This window comes from Paraburkholderia antibiotica, assembly GCF_012927125.1.
In the GTDB taxonomy this organism is placed as follows: domain Bacteria; phylum Pseudomonadota; class Gammaproteobacteria; order Burkholderiales; family Burkholderiaceae; genus Paraburkholderia; species Paraburkholderia antibiotica.
This window is the reverse complement of the sequence record NZ_JABBFZ010000011.1, coordinates 110,790-129,977: the sequence shown is the minus strand read 5'-3', so window position 1 is coordinate 129,977 and position 19,188 is coordinate 110,790. Positions and strand designations below refer to the sequence as shown.

Below are 19,188 nucleotides of genomic sequence, written 5' to 3'. Positions count from 1 at the left end.
ATGCTCGCGGCTGAGGTGGCCACGGGCCGCCGATGTTATGCATTACCAATAATTTTGCTGTTTTTGCAGCCGCAAGCGGCGCAAAACATAACAACCACGCTAGCGGAGCTAGCCACGACAGCAGCCACGCCACCTTGCAACTCACCAGGCGACGTAGGCCGCGGATCCCGAATCCACGCAAAAGGACCTCACCATGAGCTGGCAGCAATTCGAACACGGCTGGCGCCGCGCGCCGCAGAACACGCCCGCGACGAGCCTCGTCGTGCTGATGCACGGCGTCGGCAGCAATGCGCGCGATCTGATGCCGCTCGCCGACATCTGGAGCGAGGATCTGCCCAACACGGCCTTCGTGTCGCTCGACGGCACCGATCCGTTCGACGGCGGCTTCGGCGGCCGTCAATGGTTCAGCCTGCGCGACGTCAACGAGGCGAACCGCGAAGCGCGCGTCGCCGGCGCTTATCCGGCGCTGCTTCGCGTGCTCGACGCCGAACTCGCGCACTGGCAGCTGTCTTTCGCACGGCTCGCGCTCGTCGGCTTTTCGCAAGGTTCGATCATGGCGCTGCATCACGTCGCGTCGAGCACGGAAGGCGCGGCGGCCGTGGTCGCGTATTCGGGGCGGCTGGCGTCGCCGCTCGCGTCGGCCAATCGCGCGACGCCGCTCACGCTGATCCACGGCGAGGACGACGAGGTGATTCCGGTGCGCGAGCTCGAACACGCGGCGAACGCGCTCAGCAACGCCGGTTATCCGGTCGATGCCTACGTGCTGCCCGGCGTCGGCCATACGATCACCGCCGATGGCGTCGCGCTTGGCCGCGATGCGCTGGAGCGCACGCTCGGCGCGGTGTCGCGCGATTGACACAACGCTAATAGAAAGTCCCCCTAAAGATTCCGGGCCGCTTGCCGTCATAGGGTAAATAGCTTGAAAATCACCTCCGCCGCGTGGAAAGCGCAGTGCCCGGTTGGGCATGCCGCGCGGATTGGGGTACCGGGGGCGCATTTTTGACCGCCCGAGACGGCGGATAACGACATATCAGAGCCTGCTTATGGCCAGACCGACGCCGCATTACCCGCTTTTCGAGCGCCTGTTCCGTCATTCCGTGGCGGTGGATCTCGGCACTGCCAACACCCTTATCTATACCGACGACGGCGGCATCGTGCTGAACCAGCCGTCCGTCGTGTGCTTCGAAAAAGAGCCTGCGACCGGGCCGAAGCGCATTGCCGCGGTCGGCACCGAGGCGCGCCAGCTACTCGGTCGCGCGCCGCTCAATCTCGAGGCGGTGCGGCCGCTGCGCCACGGTGTGATCGCCAATTTCTCCGCCGCCGAACAGATGATCCGGCAATTCGTCGACATGGCGCGGCCGCGTTCGCTGTTCAGCCGGCGCGCCGCGTTCACGCTGTGCGTTCCGGCCGCCGCGACCCAGCTGGAGCGTCGCGCGATCCGCGAAGCCGCCGAAGCGGCCGGCGCGTGGAAGGTCAGCCTGATCGGCGAATCGCTCGCGGCGGCGCTCGGCGCGGGACTGCCGGTGCGCGAAGCAACCGGCTCGATGGTGGTCGACATCGGCGGCGGCACCACCGAGGTCGGCGTGATCGCGCTTGGCGGTACCGCGTATAGCGGCTCGGTGCGCGTCGGCGGCGACAATTTCGATGCGGCGATCGTCGGCTATGTGCGCAATCTGTATGGCGTGCTGCTGGGCGAGCAGACCGCCGAGCACGTGAAGAAGACCATCGGCTCGGCCGCGCACGACGTGCCGCTCGAACAGATGAACGCGACCGGCCGCAGCGTCGACGACGGCCTGCCGCGCACAGTGCAGCTGAGCAACCACGATATCGCCGAAGCGATCGAGGGGCCGCTGCGCCAGGTGATCGGCGCGGTGAAGCGCGGGCTCGAAATGGCGCCCGCCGAGCTGGTGACGGACATCGCGCACAACGGCATCGTGCTGACCGGCGGCGGTGCGCTGCTCGGCAATCTGGGCCGGCGTTTAAGCGATGAAATTGGCCTCGACGTGCGCGTCGCCGATGAGCCGCTGACCTGCGCGGTGCGTGGCGCGGGTGCGGCAGCCGCGGCGGGATGGGTCGAGGACGCCGGGTACGAGTGAGGGGCGGGCGGCGCCTGCCAGGAGATCCGTGGGACCGCGTAGTGACGCATACGTGTACGGCTTGTTGCTTTCCACGCCGCTCCTGAGTGTTGCCGGCGCTGACGTGACCGCTTGTGTGAAAATACCCGCCCGCGTCCCACTTTCACGGACGCCGACACTATTCTCCAATGCCTTTGCCGGCGCCGCACGCATCCGCGTGTCGCGGCCGTGCTGTCCGTGAACCACCCGTGAATCAATCCGTTTCCGCTTTGCCCGCGTCGGCCGTGACGCCGTCGCCTTCATTCATCGAACTGCGCAGCGGCTTGCGCATGCCCTACGTCGAGGCAGGCGACGGTGAACTGCTGCTGTTCGTGCACGGCTCGCTGTGCGATTACCGCTACTGGCAGCCGCAACTCGCGGGTCTGTCGAAGCGCTATCGCTGCGTCGCGGTGAGCCTCACGCATTACTGGCCGGTGACCGACAGCGCGACGGATCTGCCGTTCAGCTGGAGCGAGCACGCGGATGAAGTCGCGGAATTCATCGATCGTTTCGGCGCGGGGCCCGCGCACGTGGTTGGGCATTCGCGTGGCGGCTGCGTTGCCTATCATTGCGCGCGACGCCATCCCGACCGCGTGCGCACGCTGACGCTCGCCGATCCGGGCGGTCCGCTGCAGATCGCCGGACGTCCGCCCGCGAGTCTGCCGGAAACGGTCAACGCGTTGCGCGCGAAAGCGGCGCAACTGATCGAGGCGGGCGAGGTGGAAGCGGGCCTGCAACTATTCGTCGATTCGGTGAGCCGCCCCGGCTTCTGGGCGATGAGCACGGCCGGTTTTCGCCGCATGGCGACCGATAACGCGCACACGCTCGCGCGGCAATTTCGCGACCCGCTGCCCGCGTATGTTCCCGAGGATGCCGTGGACGTGCGTGCTCCGGTGCTGTTGATCGATGGCGAGAAAAGTCCGGAGATGTTCCGACGTACTGTGACCGCGTTGCAGTCGTGGTTGCCGGATGCGCACCGCGAAACGGTGCGCGGCGCGTCGCACGGGATGAACCTCGCGCATCCGTCGGCGTTCAACCGCTACGTCGACGAGTTTATTCAGGCGACGAACGCGCGCTGAAATGTAGTGTGATAGTGCGCACGATGGCGCCAATCGGCGCGATCGACGACGCTCGCGCGCCGCCGACCCGCCGTCGAGCCAGGCCTCGACGTTCAGTCCTTGCGATGCGCGTCCGCGTCGAGCGCGCGCTCGGCCGCTTCACCGACGAGCCCGTGATAGTACAGATGCACGCCGATCGCGAGCGAGTCGTTGCGGATTTCATGGAAGACCTTCCATGCCTTCACCGGATCCCTGAACAGCAGATAGTGCGCTTCCTGCGCGAGCAGATCCGCGACTTCGTGCAGACCATGGCCGTGCAACACGTTCACGAGCGTATCGAGACTGCGATGCGTGCGCGCGTCGGTACGCGGGTAGAGCATGTGCAGCACCGCGACGTCCTGCGTTTTCAGCGCCGCCGACAACGCGACGACGATGTCCTGATGATTGAGCGCGGTGACGGTGTTGTCTTCGCTATGGATGTGATCCGGGAACAGCGTTTCGAGAGAGGCGTTCATGGTTATTCCTGCTTTTTTAGTCGATTAAAAAAGCCCGCGTCGAACAGATAGCGGGCCGCAAGCATCGATACACGGATTGAGTATCGCAGATGCCCGCGAGCCGGCGCAGTGTGCCGGCAGCAAAACATTGTTGCGTCTGTTGCTTCGCCTTTCGTTCGACTTTCATTTTGCCGGTGATAGGTGCGGGCGCGGCGGGAGGGCCGCGCGAATGCGGTGTTTGACGACCGCATGGCAACGAGTGTTGCTGGCGTCGAGATGGATTGTTGCAATCCATCGCCGCAATCAACCACGCCGCGGCCCGTAGAATGCGGACCGGAGCCTGAGCATGCCCGTACCTGTTCGAGAGCGCTGCAGTCGCGCCTCGCTGGACGACCTTCAGCATGCCGGCACGTGTGCGGTATCAAGCAAAAGGAAGATGTAGATGAACTCGAAGTCACACGCAACGCTGAGCTTCTCCGACAGCGACCAGACCATCGATCTGCCGATCTATCAGGGCACGCTAGGCCCGGACGTCATCGACATTCGCAAGCTGTACGGCCAGACCGGTAAATTCACGTACGATCCGGGCTTCATGTCGACGGCGTCGTGCAACTCCGAAATCACGTATATCGACGGCGACAAGGGCGAGCTGCTGTACCGCGGCTATCCGATCGACAACCTCGCGCAGAACGCCGACTTCCTCGAAACCTGCTACCTGCTGCTGAAGGGCGAACTGCCGAGCGCGGCCGAGAAGAAAGAGTTCGTCGATACCGTCAAGCAGCACACGATGGTGCACGAGCAGATGCACTTCTTCTTCCGCGGTTTCCGTCGCGACGCGCATCCGATGGCGATCCTCGTTGCCGCGGTCGGCGCGCTGTCGGCGTTCTATCACGACTCGCTCGACATCACGAACCCGCAGCATCGCGAGGTATCGGCGATCCGTATGATCGCGAAGCTGCCCACGCTCGTCGCGATGGCCTACAAGTACAGCGTCGGTCAACCGTTCGTTTATCCGAAGAACGACCTGTCGTACAGCGCGAACTTCATGCACATGATGTTCTCGAATCCGGCCGAGGAGTACAAGGTCAACGACGTGCTGGTGCGCGCGCTCGACCGTATCCTGATCCTGCACGCGGACCATGAGCAGAACGCGTCGACCTCGACCGTGCGTCTGGCCGGTTCGTCGGGCGCGAATCCGTTCGCGTGTATCGCGGCCGGTATCGCGTGTCTGTGGGGCCCGGCGCACGGCGGCGCGAACGAAGCCGCGCTGAACATGCTGGAAGAAATCGGCTCGGTCGACAACATCCCCGAATTCATCGCGAAGGTGAAGGACAAGAACTCGGGCGTGAAGCTGATGGGCTTCGGTCACCGCGTGTACAAGAACTACGATCCGCGCGCGAAGCTGATGCGCGAGACGTGCTACGAAGTGCTGAACGAACTGGGCCTGCACGACGACCCGCTGTTCAAGCTCGCGATGGCGCTCGAAAAGATCGCGCTCGAAGACGACTACTTCGTGTCGCGCAAGCTGTACCCGAACGTCGACTTCTACTCGGGCATCGTGCAGCGCGCGCTGGGTATTCCGACGTCGATGTTCACGTGCATCTTCGCGATGGCGCGCACGATCGGCTGGATCGCGCAGTGGAATGAAATGATCGCCGATCCGGAACAGAAGATCGGACGTCCGCGTCAGCTGTTCGTCGGCGAGACGTTGCGCGAAGCGAAGCCGCTCGCGAAGCGTTAAAACGCTCGCCCGAACGCTCACCGGAGCTTCATAACCCGTTCACCCCCGTTCACCCCCGTTCATCGACGCGCTATCCACGCGTCGAGCAACGCGCGTGTCGACTACCTCGGTCGATGCGCCCGGACCCACGGCCCACAAGGCCGTGGGTCTTTTCTTTTGGCGCGGTCCACGCGGTGCCCGAGACACCGCGCGTGGCCCTGCAGGTCCTGTGCCATTGAAAGCGCCGTAAAAAATCGGCACAAAAAAGTCGAAACTCGGCCGCGATAAGTTCGTCTCATGCGCACAGGCCCCGCACGGACCCTCTACAATCGGATGAGACCGCCCAGTGGGGCGAGCCCCGACGTGCCAACTGAACGCAGCAGCGAATCGAACCATAGGAGCGACCTTGACACAGCAGCCAGAAGCCCTCGGCGGGCTGACCCATTCGGGCGGCGTCGATCATCGCGAGGCCGAGCAGGACGGCGTTTTCATCCCGACAGAAAACCTCAACGTCGCGAGCGCCGCGCAGCACGTGCTCAAGTCGGGCGATACGTTCATCGTCAACGATCCGCTCGGCGATATCACCGGCCACGACGATGGCCTGTTCGTCAACGACACACGCGTGCTGTCGCAACTGCGCCTGACCTTCGGCGGCCGCGCGCCGTCGCTGCTGTCGGGCAGCGTCAGCAGCGACAACACGTCGTTCACCGCGCATCTGACCAATCGTCCGCTGCCGCCGCTCGGCGGCAATAGCACCCCCGAAGGCGTGATTCACGTCGAGCGCGTGCGCGTGCTGTCGGGCACCGTGCTCAACGAGGCGATCGAGCTGACCAACTATGGCACCAGCGACGCGATCGTGCCGCTGTCCATTTCGTTTGCCAGCGACTTCCGCGACATGTTCGAAGTGCGCGGCCTGAAGCGTGACAAGCAGGGTCACGTCGAGCCGGCGCGCGTCGAGAATCAGGAGGTGCTGCTCGGCTATATCGGTCTCGACGATGTGGCGCGCAACGTGCAGATCGCGTTCTCGCCGCAGCCGGACAAGCTGTTCGCCGACCGCGCCGATTACACGATCAAGCTGCCGGCGCAGGCATGCGTGTCGATCTATCTGTCGGTGGCGGTGCACGTGGTGCCGATGAGCGGCAAGCCCGGCGCCGATGTGGCGCAACCGATGCATGCGCAAAGCGAAGCGCACATGTCGCAGATCGACGCGGAGCGTCCGCGCGTCGGCCGCTCGGCGGTGCGTGCCGCGCTGGTCGATGCCCACCTCGTGATGCGCGAGCGCCGCCGCGCGAGCGCGCGCATGCGCACCAGCAATCCGTTGTTCAACGCATGGATCGACCGCTCGTTCGCGGACCTGAGTCTGCTGACCACCGACCTCGCCACCGGCCCGTATCCGTACGCCGGCATCCCGTGGTTTTCGACGCCATTCGGCCGCGATGCGGTGATCACGTCGTTGCAGACGCTGTGGTTGCAGCCGCATCTGGCCGCGGGCGTGCTGCGTTTTCTCGCCGACCATCAGGCGCACGAGAATTCGCCGTTCCGCGATGCCGCGCCCGGCAAGATCATGCACGAGATGCGCAAGGGCGAAATGGCCGCGGCCGGCGAGGTGCCGTTCGCGCTGTACTACGGCGGCGTCGACACCACGCCGCTCTTTATCGTGCTGGCGGGCGCCTATGTGGCCCGCACCGGCGACACCTCGCTCGTCGACGAACTGTGGCCGGCGCTCGAGAGCGCGGCCGGCTGGGTCGCGGGCGTGTGCGATAAAAACCGCTTCGGCCTGCTCGACTATCAGCGCGAGTCGGACGGCGGCCTCGCGAATCAGGGCTGGAAAGACAGTCACGATTCGGTGTTCCACGCCGACGGCCGCTTCCCCGACGGCCCGATCGCGCTCGTCGAAGTGCAGGCTTACGCGAGCGCCGCGTTCGACACGATGGCGCGGTTCTCGAAGCTGCGCGGTCTGCGCGACGCGGCCGCGCAATACGCGGAACGCGCGAAGAAGATCCGCCGCTGCGTCGAGGAAAAGTACTGGATGGACGAGGCCGGCTTCTACGGCATCGCGCTCGACGGACACGGCGAACTGTGCCGCGTGATGGCATCGAACGCGGGGCACCTGCTGGCCTTCGGTCTGCCGACGCGCGAGCGCGGCGAGGCGGTGGTGCGCGCGCTCGACTCGACGCTGTTCCATACCGGCTGGGGCGTGCGCACGCTGGCCGCGAGCCAGGCGCGCTTCAATCCGATGGCGTACCACAACGGGTCGGTCTGGCCGCACGACAACGCGCTGTGCGCGCGCGGCCTGTCGCGCTACGGCGGCAAGGCGTCGGCGGTGCGGTTGCTGCAGGCGCTGTTCCAGGCGGCAGTCAATTTCGACATGCGTCTGCCGGAGCTGTTCTGCGGGTTCCCGCGCCGGCGCGGCGAGCCGCCCACCGCCTATCCGGTCGCGTGTCTGCCGCAGGCGTGGGCGGCCGGTTCACCGTTCATGATGCTTGAGGCATGCCTCGGCATCACGATCGACGCCGAGCGGCGCGAGGTGGTGATCGAACAGCCGATGCTGCCCGAGGGTATCGACTGGCTCGAGGTCAGCGATCTGCGGGTCGGCGATGCGTCGGTGTCGATCACGTTCCGCCGGATCGGCGAGAAGGTGGTGGCGTCGGCGGAGCAGGGGGATGTCAGGGTGGTGGCGTTGCTTTGAGTTTTGCGGGGTTGGCGGGGGCGGGAGTGCCGGCGGCGATGCGTAAGCTGGGTCCAGGACGGCCAAAACCTGATTTGATCGAAAAACTTTGCACGTGCAAAGTTTTTCGTCTTCGTGCGGCCCTAATGAAGAAAACTGTGTGAGCGCAAAGCTTTGGGCGAGAGCTCAAGCGCCGGCGCGACGGCTGCCAGATGTGGGTAAAAAGCGGAAGGACACCATGAAGCCACCACCCACCGTAGCGGGCATTGACGTCGGCGGAGAGCGCAAGCGGAATCATCTGGTGATCCTGCGAGGCACCGAGATCGTGCGCAATCTGCGCAAGGCAACGCCGGAGCAAATGCTTGAGATATGCCGCGAATACGACGTCACGGCGGTGGGCGTCGACGCGCCATGCCGATGGCGTAGCGGTGACGTCGGAAGACGCGCCGAGAAGGTGCTGGCGGAACAAAAAATCTTTTCGTTTGCCACGCCGCATCGCGAACGGGCGCTAGCCAGCACAAGCGGCTTTTACGGCTGGATGTTCAACGGCGAGCGTGTGTACGACGTCTTTGCCGAACACTTCGCGCTTTTCGCAAATGGCGGGACGCGCGCGGGTCGCGTGTGCTTCGAAACGTTTCCGCACGCGATAACCTGTGCGTTCCTCGGTACGAAGCAGGCATCCGCGAAGAAAAAAGGAACCCAGCGCCGCGAAATCCTCAAACGGGAAGGGATCGACGCGGCATCGCTCGGATCTATCGACGATGTCGACGCGGCGCTCTGTGCGTTGGCCGCGCGCTATCTGCTCGAGAACCGCGTCGTGGCCTATGGCGACGACCTGGGTGGCTACATCGTGGTGCCCAGGCCCGATGGTTGTCCGGTGAGCGCAAGCCAGGTCGGGGCAGCTTTCGGCGCGACTCGCGCTTGAACGGGCACGCGCTCTGCTACGCAACCGGTAAATGTCCGTAAGCGCGGCCTCCATGCGGTGCAGCACAGACCCGCATGGACCCGCACGGACCTTATCGCCAGCGTTCGATCACGAATCACGATATGCACATTCAAGGAGGACGGGTGCGTCCGGTACGAACAGGTTTGGTCTTGCTGCTAGCCATGACGGCGTCGATTTCAGGCGGCGCATGGGCGAGCGATCTTCAATGCGCGACCACGCGCCAACCCGCCGAGCGGGTCATCTGCGATCACGCGATTCTGAGCAACGAATACGACGACATCTTCGCGCAGCAACAGACGTTGCTAAACAGCGGTCGACTCTCGTCGGCCCAACTGGCTCGGTGGCGGCAGGCGCGCAACGCGTGCGTCGACGTCCATTGCATCGATGGTGTCTTTGCGCAATGGAAGACGATGGCCGGCTCGCTCATCGTCCAGCCTCAGGCAGCGGCGCCCGGCGCGATGTCGGATACCGCGATGGCGCCCGTCGGCCCGAATCCGGACGCGCCGCCGCTCGTGGCGTCCCAGCCGGTCGTGGCTGCGCCGACGTCGGAGGCATCGCTGGTACGACAAGGGAGCGCGGCCGGCGTGGCGCTGCCGCAGCCGGTGACGCAGGACGCATCCGCGACGGCCGCGGCATCCGGTGCTGTCGCGGCATCCCCGGTCGACGTCTCCCACGCGATGACCGGCATGGGCATGGGTCTCCTGATTGCGCTGCTTGTCGCGGTGGGATTCGTGACGTCGTTCGTGTGGCGCAGGCGGGGCAGCGCGCGCAGCGGCCATGTCGCCACGAAGACGGGCAAGGACCGGCGGTGAGCATGGGCGGTGAGGGCATGCCTGTTGGAGACGACCCGGGACGCAGCTCCCGTTGAGCGCGCCCACCCAGTGGTAACATTTGTTGTCATCGTTCACCACCGCAGTTCCCTCCCATGCCAGACAGCTTCGACCAGCTCGTCGCCCTGATCCGGGCGCGCTTCTCCGAACTGAGCCCGCAGTTCCAGATGGGCGCGGGCTTCCTGCTCGATCATCCCGACGAGGTCGCGGTGTCGTCGATGCGCAAGGTCGCCGAGCGCGCGCAGGTGCAGCCGGCTTCGCTGGTGCGGCTGTCGCAGCAACTCGGCTTTCCCGGCTGGAACGAACTGCGCAACCTGTTCGTCGCGCGCGTGCGCACGCGGCCCGAACCGCTGACGAGCCGCGCGCGCTCGCTGGTCAAATCGAAGGACGCGCTCGCCAACGATCTGCTCGTCGCGCAGCAGCACAATCTCGACGCGACCGCCGCGCATAACGGTCGCGTGATCGTCGAGGCCGCGCGGGTGTTGCGGCGCGCGCCGCACGTGCACGTCGCCGGCTTTCGCTCGTGTTACTCGGTCGCCTTCGGGCTCGTGTACGGCTACCGGCTGTTCCGTCCGTCGGTGTCGCTGCTCAACGGCGAGGCCGGCACGCTCGAAATGCAGTTGCGCACGATCGAGCGCGACAGCGCGACTATCGTGATCAGCTTCGCTCCGTATTCGGTCGAAGCGGCGCGCGTCGCCGAGGCCGCGCTCGAAAAAGGCAGCAAGCTGATCGCGATCACCGACAGCGCGGTGTCGCCGATCGCGCTGAACGCCGAGAAAGTGCTGATTTTTTCGCACGAAAGCCCGTCGTTCTTCCCGTCGCTGGTGGCCGCCACCGCGATCGCCGAGGCGCTGGTCGCGCATCTGCTCGCGCTCGAAGGCGCGGACGCGGTCGAGCAGCTCGCGCTTGCCGAGCAATCGCTGCATACGAAGGGCGCATACGTGCCCTGAACCGAACGCCCGCCAGCGCTTTCTTTTCCCGTCGATTTCCCGCCATCAGGCACGCATGAAGCGAAGGGAGCACGGCCCATGCTCCATCTGGTGTCGCTCAACTTTATTTGACAACAAATGTTGTATTGACGTATAAATACGTACCGAATGTTGAAGATGGTACGCCCGTGGCATCGAAGCAGGAATTCAAGGTTTTTCAGATCAGTGGCGAGCCGTATGAGATCGGCCTCCAGCTCGGCGAAATCGCGCGGCCGGTGTTTGCCGAGTACATGGCGCAGAGCGCGGCGTGGCAGGCGGTGCGGCGCTGGCGCGGCGAGCCGTTCGTGCAGGCATTGCGCGACGCGGCGCGCGCACATTTTCCGGCGCTGGTTGCCGAGCTCGACGGTATCGCGGCCGGCATCGGCTGGCCCGCCGAAGACGTGTTTCTGTGGAACTGCCGCGGCGAGCTGATCCACAACGCGCCCGACGGCTGCACGACGCTCGCGGCGATCGAAGGCGACACCCGTTTCATCGCCCACAACGAAGATGGCGACCCGTTTCTACGCGAGCGCTGCGCGGTGGTCGAGGTCCAGCCAAACGGCCGGCCCGGCTTCGTCAGCTTCTACTATCCCGGCTCGCTGCCGGGGCATACGTTCGCGGCGAACCGGGCCGGGCTCGTGCAAGCCATCAACAATCTACGCATCCGCACACCGGCTGCCGGCGTGCCGCGCATGATCCTCGCGCGCGCGGTGCTCGGTGCCACGTCGCTCGACGCGGCATTGCAGATCCTGCGCGACGTGCCGGCGGCGAGCGGCTTTCATCACACGCTCGGCTGCGCGGGCGACGCGCGGCTCTTCAGCGTCGAAGCGAGCGCCCGGCGCTGCTCGGTGCAACAGGTGGAAAAACGCGCCGGCCACGCGAATCACATGATTCATCCGGGCTGCGAAGCGGAGGCGCAAATCGTCACCGAGTCGTCGCGCGACCGGCAATTGCGCGTGAATGCGTTGCTGCCCGCGCTGGCCGGCAACGGTGCGCTGCCGGCCTCGGCGTTGCTCGACGTGCTGCACGACCGCGCGCCGTCCGGTTTGCCGATCTATCGCGACGACCCGCACGATCCCGACGACGAAAATACGCTCGCCACCGCACTCTTCGACATTAGCGACGCGGGCGTATCGATGAAAGCCTATCGTCATGGCCAATGCGCGTTCGACACCTTTATCGCCCGCGCGACCCCCGACGCTCGCGTTCGACCCCACGCCGAAACCACCAGGAACTGAACACCATGTCCACCGTTTTCCATCGTTCTCCGAAGCAAACCCTGCCGGTGGCCGTCGCGGGCGACGGCATCGAAATCATCGATTCGACCGGCAAGCGTTATATCGACGCGTCGGGCGGCGCGGCGGTTTCGTGCCTTGGCCATAGCAATCAGCGCGTGATCGACGCGATCAAGCGTCAGGCGCAGCAACTGCCGTACGCGCACACGTCGTTCTTCACGACCGCGCCGGCCGAGGAACTGGCCGAGCGGCTCGTCGCCGCCGCGCCAGCGGGGCTCGAACATGTGTACTTCGTGTCGGGCGGCTCGGAGGCGATCGAGGCCGCGCTGAAGCTCGCGCGGCAGTATTTTGTCGAAAAGGGCGAGACGCAGCGCCGTCATTTCATCGCGCGGCGGCAGAGTTATCACGGCAACACGCTCGGCGCGCTGGCGATCGGCGGCAATGCCTGGCGTCGCGAGCCGTTCCTGCCGATCCTGATCGAAGCGCATCACGTGAGCCCGTGCTACGCGTATCGCGAGCAGCGCGCCGACGAAACTGAAGAAGCGTTCGCGCAGCGTCTCGCTGACGAACTCGAACAGAAGATCCTCGAACTCGGCGCGGATACGGTCGCCGCATTCGTCGCGGAAACGGTGGTGGGCGCGACGGCCGGCGCGGTGCCGCCGGTGCGCGAGTATTTCCGCAAGATCCGCGCGGTCTGCGATCGTTACGGGGTCCTGCTGATTCTCGACGAGATCATGTCGGGCATGGGCCGCACCGGCTATCTGTTCGCGTGCGAAGAAGACGGCGTCGCGCCGGACATCCTGACGATCGCGAAGGGGCTCGGCGCCGGCTATCAGCCGATCGGCGCGACGCTCGTGAGCGACCGCATCTACCAGACCATCGTCGGTGGGTCGGGCTTCTTTCAGCACGGCCATACCTACATCGGTCACGCGACGGCCTGCGCGGCCGCGCTCGAAGTGCAACGCGTGATCGCCGAAGACAGGCTGCTGCCGAACGTGCAGGCGCGCGGCGAGCAGTTGCGCAGCCGGCTGCGCGAGCACTACGCGCAGCATCCGCATATCGGCGACGTGCGCGGGCGCGGCCTCTTCGTCGGCGTCGAACTGGTGAAGGATCGCACGACGAAAGAGCCGTTCGATGCGAAACTGAAGCTGCACGCGGCGATCAAGCGCGAGGCGTTCGCGCGCGGCCTGATGGTGTATCCGATGGGTGGCACCGTCGACGGCAAGAGCGGCGATCATGTGCTGCTCGCGCCGCCGTTCATCTGCACCGAGCGCGATATCGACGAGATCGTGAGCCGTCTGACCGATGCGATCGGCGCGTCGCTCGCCGCCGTTTAAGATCCGAATCCAGCCCTTAGCGAGAACGATGATGACCGAGCGTTTGCCTCACTTCGAGATGTCCACCGCCACGCCCGAGCAGAAAGCGGTGCTCGACGAAATCCTGACCGGCCCGCGCGGCAACCTGAACGGGCCGTTTCTCGGCTGGATTCACAGCCCGCAACTGGCGCAACACGCGCAGCGTCTGGGCGCGTTTTGCCGCTATCAGACCGGCTTGCCGCTGCGTTTGTCGGAACTCGCGATCCTGGTGACCGCATCGCGCTGGCAGGCGCAGGCCGAGTGGTACATCCACTATCCGATCGCGCTGGAGGCGGGTGTCGGCGAAGCGGATGCCGAGACGATCCGCCAGGGCCAGCGCCCCGATTTCGCGGACGCCGACGACGCGCTGATCTACGACTTCGCGAGCGAGCTGTACGAGACGAAGCGCGTGTCGGATGCGACGTATGCGAAGACGGTCGAGCGTTTCGGGCATCAGGTGGTGATCAACCTGGTCGGCCTGCTTGGCTATTACGCGCTCGTCGCGATGACGCTGAACGTGTTCGACATGCGCGCGTTGGGGCAGGAGAGCCTGCCGTTTGCCGAGTGAGGTTTGACGCGCGAGCGGAGAGTGTGGTGCTCCGTATGGCGTCCGCTTAACACGTCCCGCAGCTGCAGGACAACGCCACGCGTTGACTCAATAAAAGCCCCGGTTGCGAATATCGCAACCGGGGCTTTTTACTTGCTGCAGCAACAACTACAACATCGAACTGCCTTCCACTGCAGGCCGCCAACCGCGCGGCCGTACTACTTTCTGCTTACTGCGAGTGGTTACTGCGCCTGGTTATCGCGTGCAGTTATCGTGCTTAGTTGCCACGATACGTCGAGAAGATCCGTTGCTGCACCGACTGCGGCGCACCCGCGTCCGACGCGCTGGCCTTCACGCCGCCGACATCCTGCGAACCCTGCGCCGCGGCGACGACCATCGCGCCTTGCGGCACGGCCTTCGGATACTCGGTGTCGTTCTGGTACACGAGGCCCGCTTTTTGCGCGGCAACCAGTTCGGCGCGCACTTGAGCGCGGGACACCGGCGCGTTGGCCTGCTGGGCGAACGACACAGCCGGAACGATAAGGGCAGATGCGACGACGACTGCGGAAAGAAGCGATTTCATGATGACCTCCAAATTTCGATTGTTGAGTGGATCGGTGTGAATCACGTTTGCCGGTCCGTTGAAAACAGTCTATTTCTGATGAGGTCCGCAAAAAAGTGGCTTTTTCAAGAAAGATTGTTTCTTTTTTTGAAAATATTCGAGATGACTATTGCGGTAATAGCTGTAAGCGTTTCATCGTGCCGTCACGACGCAGGCATCTGAAGCGCCTATGATGAAACCCGGTCCACGCCCGTGCCCATCGGCCGCACGGCGCCCCGCGACCGATGCCCGCGCACGGACCGATCCGGGCGGGACCGCCGCGGCGGGCATCAGCTTCGGTCGTCGGACGCAGGCGGTAGGGCATCAACAGGAGAGAGCGATGAAGCGCAAGGCATCGGCAGTCTGGCAAGGCGGCCTGCAAAACGGCAAAGGCTCGATTTCCACCGACAGCGGCGTCCTCAAGGACACCCAGTATTCGTTCGCGACGCGCTTCGCGGACGGCATCGGCACGAATCCGGAAGAGCTGATCGCGGCCGCGCACGCGGGGTGTTTCTCGATGGCGTTGTCGGCGGAGCTGGGCAAGGCCGGCATCACGCCCGAGCGGATCGGCACCACGGCCACCGTCACGCTCGACAAGGACGGCGGCGGCTTTGCGATCACCGCGGTGCATCTCGACGTGAACGTGAAAATCCCCGGCGGCGACAAGGCCGCGTTCGACAAGGCGACCGCCGACGCGAAGGCGGGGTGCCCGGTGTCGAAGGTGCTGAACGCGACGATCACGATGGACGCGAAGCTCGAAACCTGACGCTGCGCGCCCGCGCAACGACGCAGTCGGCGAAGGGCGGCCACGCTCTGCGCCGGCTTTTTTGTGGCGGCAGAGGCGCAATGACCCAATAACCCCAATAACCAGCCAATAACCCCACGAGCGATGCGCGTACCGCGCGACTTTCTTGATTTATTGAACGGCCAGTCATAATATCCAGCCCAAGAAGCTGGGCGCTCGCAGTGAGCCACAGCACTTTGGCAGCGTTGGCAACTTCGGCTACAAGTACCAGGCAATCAGGCAACCCAGGATCAGCGCAATTGAGTCATTCAAGGCAAACCGCGAAAAAAGCCGGCGACATCTGTGTGCGCGGCCGTCCGCGCGAGTTCGATACCGACACCGTGCTGACGAACGCGAGCCAGGTGTTCTGGGATCACGGCTACCACGCGACGTCGATCGACGATCTGTGCAAGGCCACCGGCTTGTTGCGCGGCAGTCTGTATGGCGTGTTCGGCGACAAGCACGGCATCATGCTCGCCGCACTCGATCATTACGCGGAGGGCGCGGTCGCCCGGCTCGCGCAGCGTCTGAGCAATTCCGTGGAGCCCGAGCAGGCGCTGCGCGACGCGCTGCTGCACTACGCGCGGGTGTCGTGCGCGCTGAGCGGCCGGCGTAGCTGCTTCATCACCAACACCACGCTGGAAATGCAGCCTGGCGACGAGCTATTGCGTACGCGCGTCGCCGCGATCCAGCGACGCATGGCGACCCTGCTCGCGGCGGCGGTGATCCGCGGCCAGGCGAGCGGCGCTTTCGATTCGACGCTCGACGAACAGGCCGTCGGCGATTTCCTGCTCTGCGTGATGCAGGGCTTGCGGGTGATGGGGCGGGTCGCGCATGAAGAAGACGCGCTGACCGGCATCGTCGATGTGGCGATGCGCGCGCTGGTCTAGCGTCGAGGCTGTACGGAGGTAGCGTCGGCGCATGCCGCGCCGCCGCTTATTTTTTAACTAATTGTTGAACGATTAGTCATGAAAAGCGAAGCGATCAAGTCCGCTGCGGCGGCATGGGGCGGAGCCCCCGCTTGTCCCGCCAACGCCGTGACCTGTCCGACGCCGGCGCTCGCGGGCATGGCGGCGAGCGCCCAGGCCCACGCCAAAGCGCCGCATTTCGAGCGTCAGGCAGTCGCGCTGGCGGTGCTGTTCGTCGGCGCCTTCCTCGCGCCGCTCGATTACTTCATCGTCAATCTCGCGCTGCCGTCGATCCGCACTGGCCTGAACGCGAGCGACGCGCAATTGCAGCTCGTCGTGTCGGCCTACGCGTCGGCGTATGCGGTACTGCTGATCACGGGCGGTCGTCTCGGCGATCTGTTCGGCCGTCGCCGGATGTTCATGACGGGGATGGCGGGCTTCGTGATCGCCTCGGCGTTGTGCGGCTTCGCGACCAGCGGCCAGATGCTCGTGATTTCGCGCATCGTGCAGGGCATCGCGGCGGCGGTGATGGCGCCGCAGGTGCTCGCGACGATCCGCGCGGTCGTGCCGTTGCATCAGCAGACACGCGTGATGAGTCTGTATGGCTTCGTGTTCGGGTTGTCGTCGATCGTCGGACAGCTCGGCGGCGGCGCGCTGATCACGTATCACCCGTTCGGGCTCGACTGGCGCGCGATCTTCCTGATCAACATTCCGGTCGGCATCGCCGCGTTTATCGGCACGTGGAAGTTCGTGCCGGAGAACCAGCCGGCGACGCGCGCCGGCGTCGATCTGAAGGGCGTCGCGCTGCTGTCGGCGGTGCTGCTGCTCGTCATCTATCCGATGACGCATGGCCGCGAGGCCGGCTGGCCGGCCTGGACGTTCGCGATGTTCGCGCTCGCGGTGCCGGTGTTCGCGTGGTTCGTCGCCACGGAGCGGCGCGTCGAGCGCGGCGGTGGTTATCCGCTCGTCGATCTGCAACTGTTCCGCAATCGCGCGTTCGCGCTCGGTCTTCTGCTGGCGTTCCTGTTCTACTGCAACAGCGCGTTCTTCCTGACCTACGGCATCTTTCTGCAGACCGGTCTGCACTGGACGCCGCTCGCCTCGGGCATCGCGATCATGCCGTTCGCGCTCGGCTTCGTGATCGGGCCGCTGACTTCGCCGGCGGTCGTCAGGCGCATCGGCGCGCACGTGCTGACGCTCGGTTTCTCGATGATGACGCTCGGCTTCATGGTAACCGGCTGGTCCACGACGCAAGCCGCTACGCCCGATCTGCCGTTCTATTGCGGGCTCGTGATCGCGGGCGTCGGGCACGGTCTGCTGCTGCCGTCGATCATGCGTATCGCGTTGCAGGAGGTCGTGCCGGAAAAGGCGGGGCTGGCGTCGGGCGTGGTGTCGTCGACGTTGCAGATCGGTTCGGCGTTCGGCACAGCGGCAATCAGCGGCGCGTTTTTCGGCGCGCTGGGCGGCAGCACGGCCGCCGCGTCTTACGCGCAGGCGTTCCAGTTGAGCCTCGGTATCAACGCGGCGCTGATGTTCGTTTGCATCGGTTTGAGCGTGCTGCTCGTGCGTCATCAGCAGGCGGTACAACGTGCGCTCGCGCGGGCAGTTTGAAAATCCCGCTGTGGTAATCGTTTTCACTAACTGGTTACCAGTAAAAATCGGCTGCTTTGAAAGAAAGGCTGAATGCGTGGCTGCTGGATTTACCGGTGAGTCGGACATTCACAGGTGATTCTGATTTACATCAATCTGCCAGCGGGTAAATCAGGTTTATGCGGCGTTGCGTCACCGTTTCTAATATGACGAATGCGGCTTGAATTTTCTACCGGGCCGCAAACCCGCTAGCAGTAAGTGTTGCGTTTGTGTGTTGACGCACATAGGGTAATCCTCACGTATTTTCGGATTTCCGTAGCTCACAAGGGAACTAAACGCGGTGCGCGCGAATTTCTGTTGTGCTGAAAACGGTACCAATAAAAAGCGCTTGCTGCGTTTAAATTCAATTGTTAATCTCTCTTAACTTTTAGAGGGTTCTTTCGGTAGGTCGCTATCGATAAAGGTCGGTTCAATGACTTAATAACGCTGGATATGGGGGATTCATAATGCTGACCGCTGCCATTGATGGATTCGAGACACCGCCCGCTTTCAACATCGGAGACGTCGTCAAGCTGAAGGACGGGGGCTCGCGCATGACGGTGACGTATGCGGGGCCGGTTGCGCTCAATCCCGGTGACTGGCTGATCTGCGAGTGGTTCGACGAACACGGCGAACTGCGTCGCGAAATCTTTGCGCCACATAGCGTGCGCGCCGAACCGCGTTCGATTCCGGCTGGCTCCGTGCAGTGGAGTCGGATTGGGCGCGCGGCCTGACGGGCGCCGAATGCGCTCGTGCGGGTTCGGGAAGAACATCTGGTTTCAAGCCTATTCACGCGAGTTTGCCGCGTGAACAGTGACATCGTCTGAACGACGTAGTACGGACTCGGTAAAACGGCCGCGTCATCGCTTCGTGTTATTGCATCGTCTCATTGCTTCGGTTGCGCTGCCCGGCGTGTGCGCCGAGCAGCTTGTCCCCACAGACAGTATCCGCATCGCTCGATCGGGTCAGTGTCCCGGCCGATCGCGCGTAGTTTCGCGCCGCTGCACACGCGACATCAGCGCCGACGAAAACGCCCGCATGCTCAGCAGCTTGCGTTTCTTCACCACGTCGGTCGCGATGCTCTCCGGCGGATTCGGCTGCAACGCCCAGTACAGCGCGAGCGCCCAGCCCAGCCCGGTCCAGCCGAGGCACGCGTTGAACAGCGCAAGCGTCAGCACGTCGCGACGCTTGCGCCGGTCCGCGAGAATCGCCGGCAGGAAATACAACGCCAGCGCACATACCGCGGCGACAGCCTGCATGGCCACGTTATCCCTCATCCCCACTCCCTGATGCACGATGCATGTAAGGGGATTGTCGCGCGAATGACGGCT

At 64.5% G+C, this 19,188-nt stretch carries 18 protein-coding genes; 15 read left to right on the top strand and 3 right to left on the bottom strand.

From position 1 onward, the window contains the following. Positions 1-193: 193 nt before the first annotated feature. The 3 genes from HHL14_RS18740 (at position 194) to HHL14_RS18730 (ending at position 3,193) form a co-directional block, all read left to right on the top strand. Complete coding sequence (locus tag HHL14_RS18740; RefSeq protein ID WP_169499111.1) at positions 194-856, top strand: alpha/beta hydrolase; 663 nt, start codon at positions 194-196, stop codon at positions 854-856. A gap of 187 nt (positions 857-1,043) precedes the next feature. Then, positions 1,044-2,096 carry a rod shape-determining protein gene (mreB, locus tag HHL14_RS18735; RefSeq protein WP_169499110.1) on the top strand — a complete coding sequence of 351 codons (1,053 nt, stop codon included), beginning with the start codon at positions 1,044-1,046 and terminating at the stop codon, positions 2,094-2,096. A 308-nt stretch (positions 2,097-2,404) separates the two neighbouring features. Next, positions 2,405-3,193 carry an alpha/beta fold hydrolase gene (locus HHL14_RS18730; protein WP_169499207.1) on the top strand — a complete coding sequence of 263 codons (789 nt, stop codon included), beginning with the start codon at positions 2,405-2,407 and terminating at the stop codon, positions 3,191-3,193. Between the two features lie 92 nt (positions 3,194-3,285). Here HHL14_RS18730 and HHL14_RS18725 read toward each other — a convergent pair whose 3' ends face one another. Then, a complete protein-coding gene (locus HHL14_RS18725) occupies positions 3,286-3,687 on the bottom strand; it encodes a hypothetical protein (RefSeq protein ID WP_169499109.1) in 402 nt (133 codons plus the stop codon). Positions 3,688-4,108: 421 nt separating this feature from the next. On the opposite strand from HHL14_RS18725, the gene gltA reads away from it, so the two are divergent. The 8 genes from gltA to HHL14_RS18685 all read left to right on the top strand — a co-directional run bounded on the left by gltA (position 4,109) and on the right by HHL14_RS18685 (position 13,956). Next, on the top strand, positions 4,109-5,407 hold the full coding sequence (gene gltA / locus HHL14_RS18720) for a citrate synthase (protein WP_169499108.1): 1,299 nt from the start codon (positions 4,109-4,111) through the stop codon (positions 5,405-5,407). Between the two features lie 385 nt (positions 5,408-5,792). Next, the gene (locus tag HHL14_RS18715; protein ID WP_169499107.1) at positions 5,793-8,075 is read left to right on the top strand and encodes an amylo-alpha-1,6-glucosidase; all 2,283 of its coding nucleotides are present in this window, start codon (positions 5,793-5,795) and stop codon (positions 8,073-8,075) included. 217 nt (positions 8,076-8,292) lie between these two features. Further along, complete coding sequence (locus tag HHL14_RS18710) at positions 8,293-8,979, top strand: DUF429 domain-containing protein (protein WP_169499106.1); 687 nt, start codon at positions 8,293-8,295, stop codon at positions 8,977-8,979. Between the two features lie 170 nt (positions 8,980-9,149). After that, positions 9,150-9,812: a hypothetical protein gene (locus HHL14_RS18705; RefSeq protein ID WP_329601695.1), complete on the top strand. Its 663-nt coding sequence runs from the start codon at positions 9,150-9,152 to the stop codon at positions 9,810-9,812. A gap of 113 nt (positions 9,813-9,925) precedes the next feature. Then, complete coding sequence (locus HHL14_RS18700; RefSeq protein WP_169499104.1) at positions 9,926-10,780, top strand: MurR/RpiR family transcriptional regulator; 855 nt, start codon at positions 9,926-9,928, stop codon at positions 10,778-10,780. 167 nt (positions 10,781-10,947) lie between these two features. Continuing rightward, positions 10,948-12,036 (top strand): C45 family peptidase, encoded by a 1,089-nt coding sequence (locus HHL14_RS18695; RefSeq protein ID WP_329601694.1) that lies wholly within the window; start codon positions 10,948-10,950, stop codon positions 12,034-12,036. A 5-nt stretch (positions 12,037-12,041) separates the two neighbouring features. Continuing rightward, complete coding sequence (locus HHL14_RS18690) at positions 12,042-13,370, top strand: aspartate aminotransferase family protein (RefSeq protein ID WP_169499103.1); 1,329 nt, start codon at positions 12,042-12,044, stop codon at positions 13,368-13,370. Between the two features lie 31 nt (positions 13,371-13,401). Continuing rightward, the gene (locus HHL14_RS18685) at positions 13,402-13,956 is read left to right on the top strand and encodes a carboxymuconolactone decarboxylase family protein (RefSeq protein WP_169499205.1); all 555 of its coding nucleotides are present in this window, start codon (positions 13,402-13,404) and stop codon (positions 13,954-13,956) included. A 256-nt stretch (positions 13,957-14,212) separates the two neighbouring features. Here HHL14_RS18685 and HHL14_RS18680 read toward each other — a convergent pair whose 3' ends face one another. Beyond that, complete coding sequence (locus HHL14_RS18680; protein WP_169499204.1) at positions 14,213-14,518, bottom strand: DUF4148 domain-containing protein; 306 nt, start codon at positions 14,516-14,518, stop codon at positions 14,213-14,215. Positions 14,519-14,876: 358 nt separating this feature from the next. On the opposite strand from HHL14_RS18680, the gene HHL14_RS18675 reads away from it, so the two are divergent. From HHL14_RS18675 to HHL14_RS18660, 4 genes are all read left to right on the top strand, one after another. Beyond that, positions 14,877-15,302 carry an OsmC family protein gene (locus HHL14_RS18675; protein ID WP_169499102.1) on the top strand — a complete coding sequence of 142 codons (426 nt, stop codon included), beginning with the start codon at positions 14,877-14,879 and terminating at the stop codon, positions 15,300-15,302. Between the two features lie 278 nt (positions 15,303-15,580). Beyond that, positions 15,581-16,210: a TetR/AcrR family transcriptional regulator gene (locus tag HHL14_RS18670; RefSeq protein ID WP_169499101.1), complete on the top strand. Its 630-nt coding sequence runs from the start codon at positions 15,581-15,583 to the stop codon at positions 16,208-16,210. Positions 16,211-16,288: 78 nt separating this feature from the next. Further along, a complete protein-coding gene (locus HHL14_RS18665) occupies positions 16,289-17,839 on the top strand; it encodes an MFS transporter (protein ID WP_169499100.1) in 1,551 nt (516 codons plus the stop codon). A 485-nt stretch (positions 17,840-18,324) separates the two neighbouring features. Further along, positions 18,325-18,591, top strand: coding sequence for a YodC family protein (locus tag HHL14_RS18660; protein WP_169499099.1), 267 nt, complete (start codon positions 18,325-18,327; stop codon positions 18,589-18,591). A 231-nt stretch (positions 18,592-18,822) separates the two neighbouring features. Here HHL14_RS18660 and HHL14_RS18655 read toward each other — a convergent pair whose 3' ends face one another. Further along, on the bottom strand, positions 18,823-19,134 hold the full coding sequence (locus tag HHL14_RS18655; RefSeq protein ID WP_169499098.1) for a superinfection immunity protein: 312 nt from the start codon (positions 19,132-19,134) through the stop codon (positions 18,823-18,825). Positions 19,135-19,188: the final 54 nt, after the last annotated feature.

Bases quoted from the DNA above. Each gene is read 5' to 3' on its own strand.
- HHL14_RS18665 (WP_169499100.1), top strand. From the start codon at position 16,289: ATGAAAAGCGAAGCGATCAAGTCCGCTGCGGCGGCATGGGGCGGAGCC.
- HHL14_RS18690 (WP_169499103.1), top strand. From the start codon at position 12,042: ATGTCCACCGTTTTCCATCGTTCTCCGAAGCAAACCCTGCCGGTGGCC.
- HHL14_RS18730 (WP_169499207.1), top strand. From the start codon at position 2,405: ATGCCCTACGTCGAGGCAGGCGACGGTGAACTGCTGCTGTTCGTGCAC.
- HHL14_RS18740 (WP_169499111.1), top strand. From the start codon at position 194: ATGAGCTGGCAGCAATTCGAACACGGCTGGCGCCGCGCGCCGCAGAAC.
- HHL14_RS18655 (WP_169499098.1), bottom strand. From the start codon at position 19,134: ATGAGGGATAACGTGGCCATGCAGGCTGTCGCCGCGGTATGTGCGCTG.
- HHL14_RS18725 (WP_169499109.1), bottom strand. From the start codon at position 3,687: ATGAACGCCTCTCTCGAAACGCTGTTCCCGGATCACATCCATAGCGAA.
- HHL14_RS18675 (WP_169499102.1), top strand. From the start codon at position 14,877: ATGAAGCGCAAGGCATCGGCAGTCTGGCAAGGCGGCCTGCAAAACGGC.
- mreB (WP_169499110.1), top strand. From the start codon at position 1,044: ATGGCCAGACCGACGCCGCATTACCCGCTTTTCGAGCGCCTGTTCCGT.
- HHL14_RS18700 (WP_169499104.1), top strand. From the start codon at position 9,926: ATGCCAGACAGCTTCGACCAGCTCGTCGCCCTGATCCGGGCGCGCTTC.
- HHL14_RS18680 (WP_169499204.1), bottom strand. From the start codon at position 14,518: ATGAAATCGCTTCTTTCCGCAGTCGTCGTCGCATCTGCCCTTATCGTT.
- gltA (WP_169499108.1), top strand. From the start codon at position 4,109: ATGAACTCGAAGTCACACGCAACGCTGAGCTTCTCCGACAGCGACCAG.
- HHL14_RS18710 (WP_169499106.1), top strand. From the start codon at position 8,293: ATGAAGCCACCACCCACCGTAGCGGGCATTGACGTCGGCGGAGAGCGC.
- HHL14_RS18660 (WP_169499099.1), top strand. From the start codon at position 18,325: ATGCTGACCGCTGCCATTGATGGATTCGAGACACCGCCCGCTTTCAAC.
- HHL14_RS18685 (WP_169499205.1), top strand. From the start codon at position 13,402: ATGACCGAGCGTTTGCCTCACTTCGAGATGTCCACCGCCACGCCCGAG.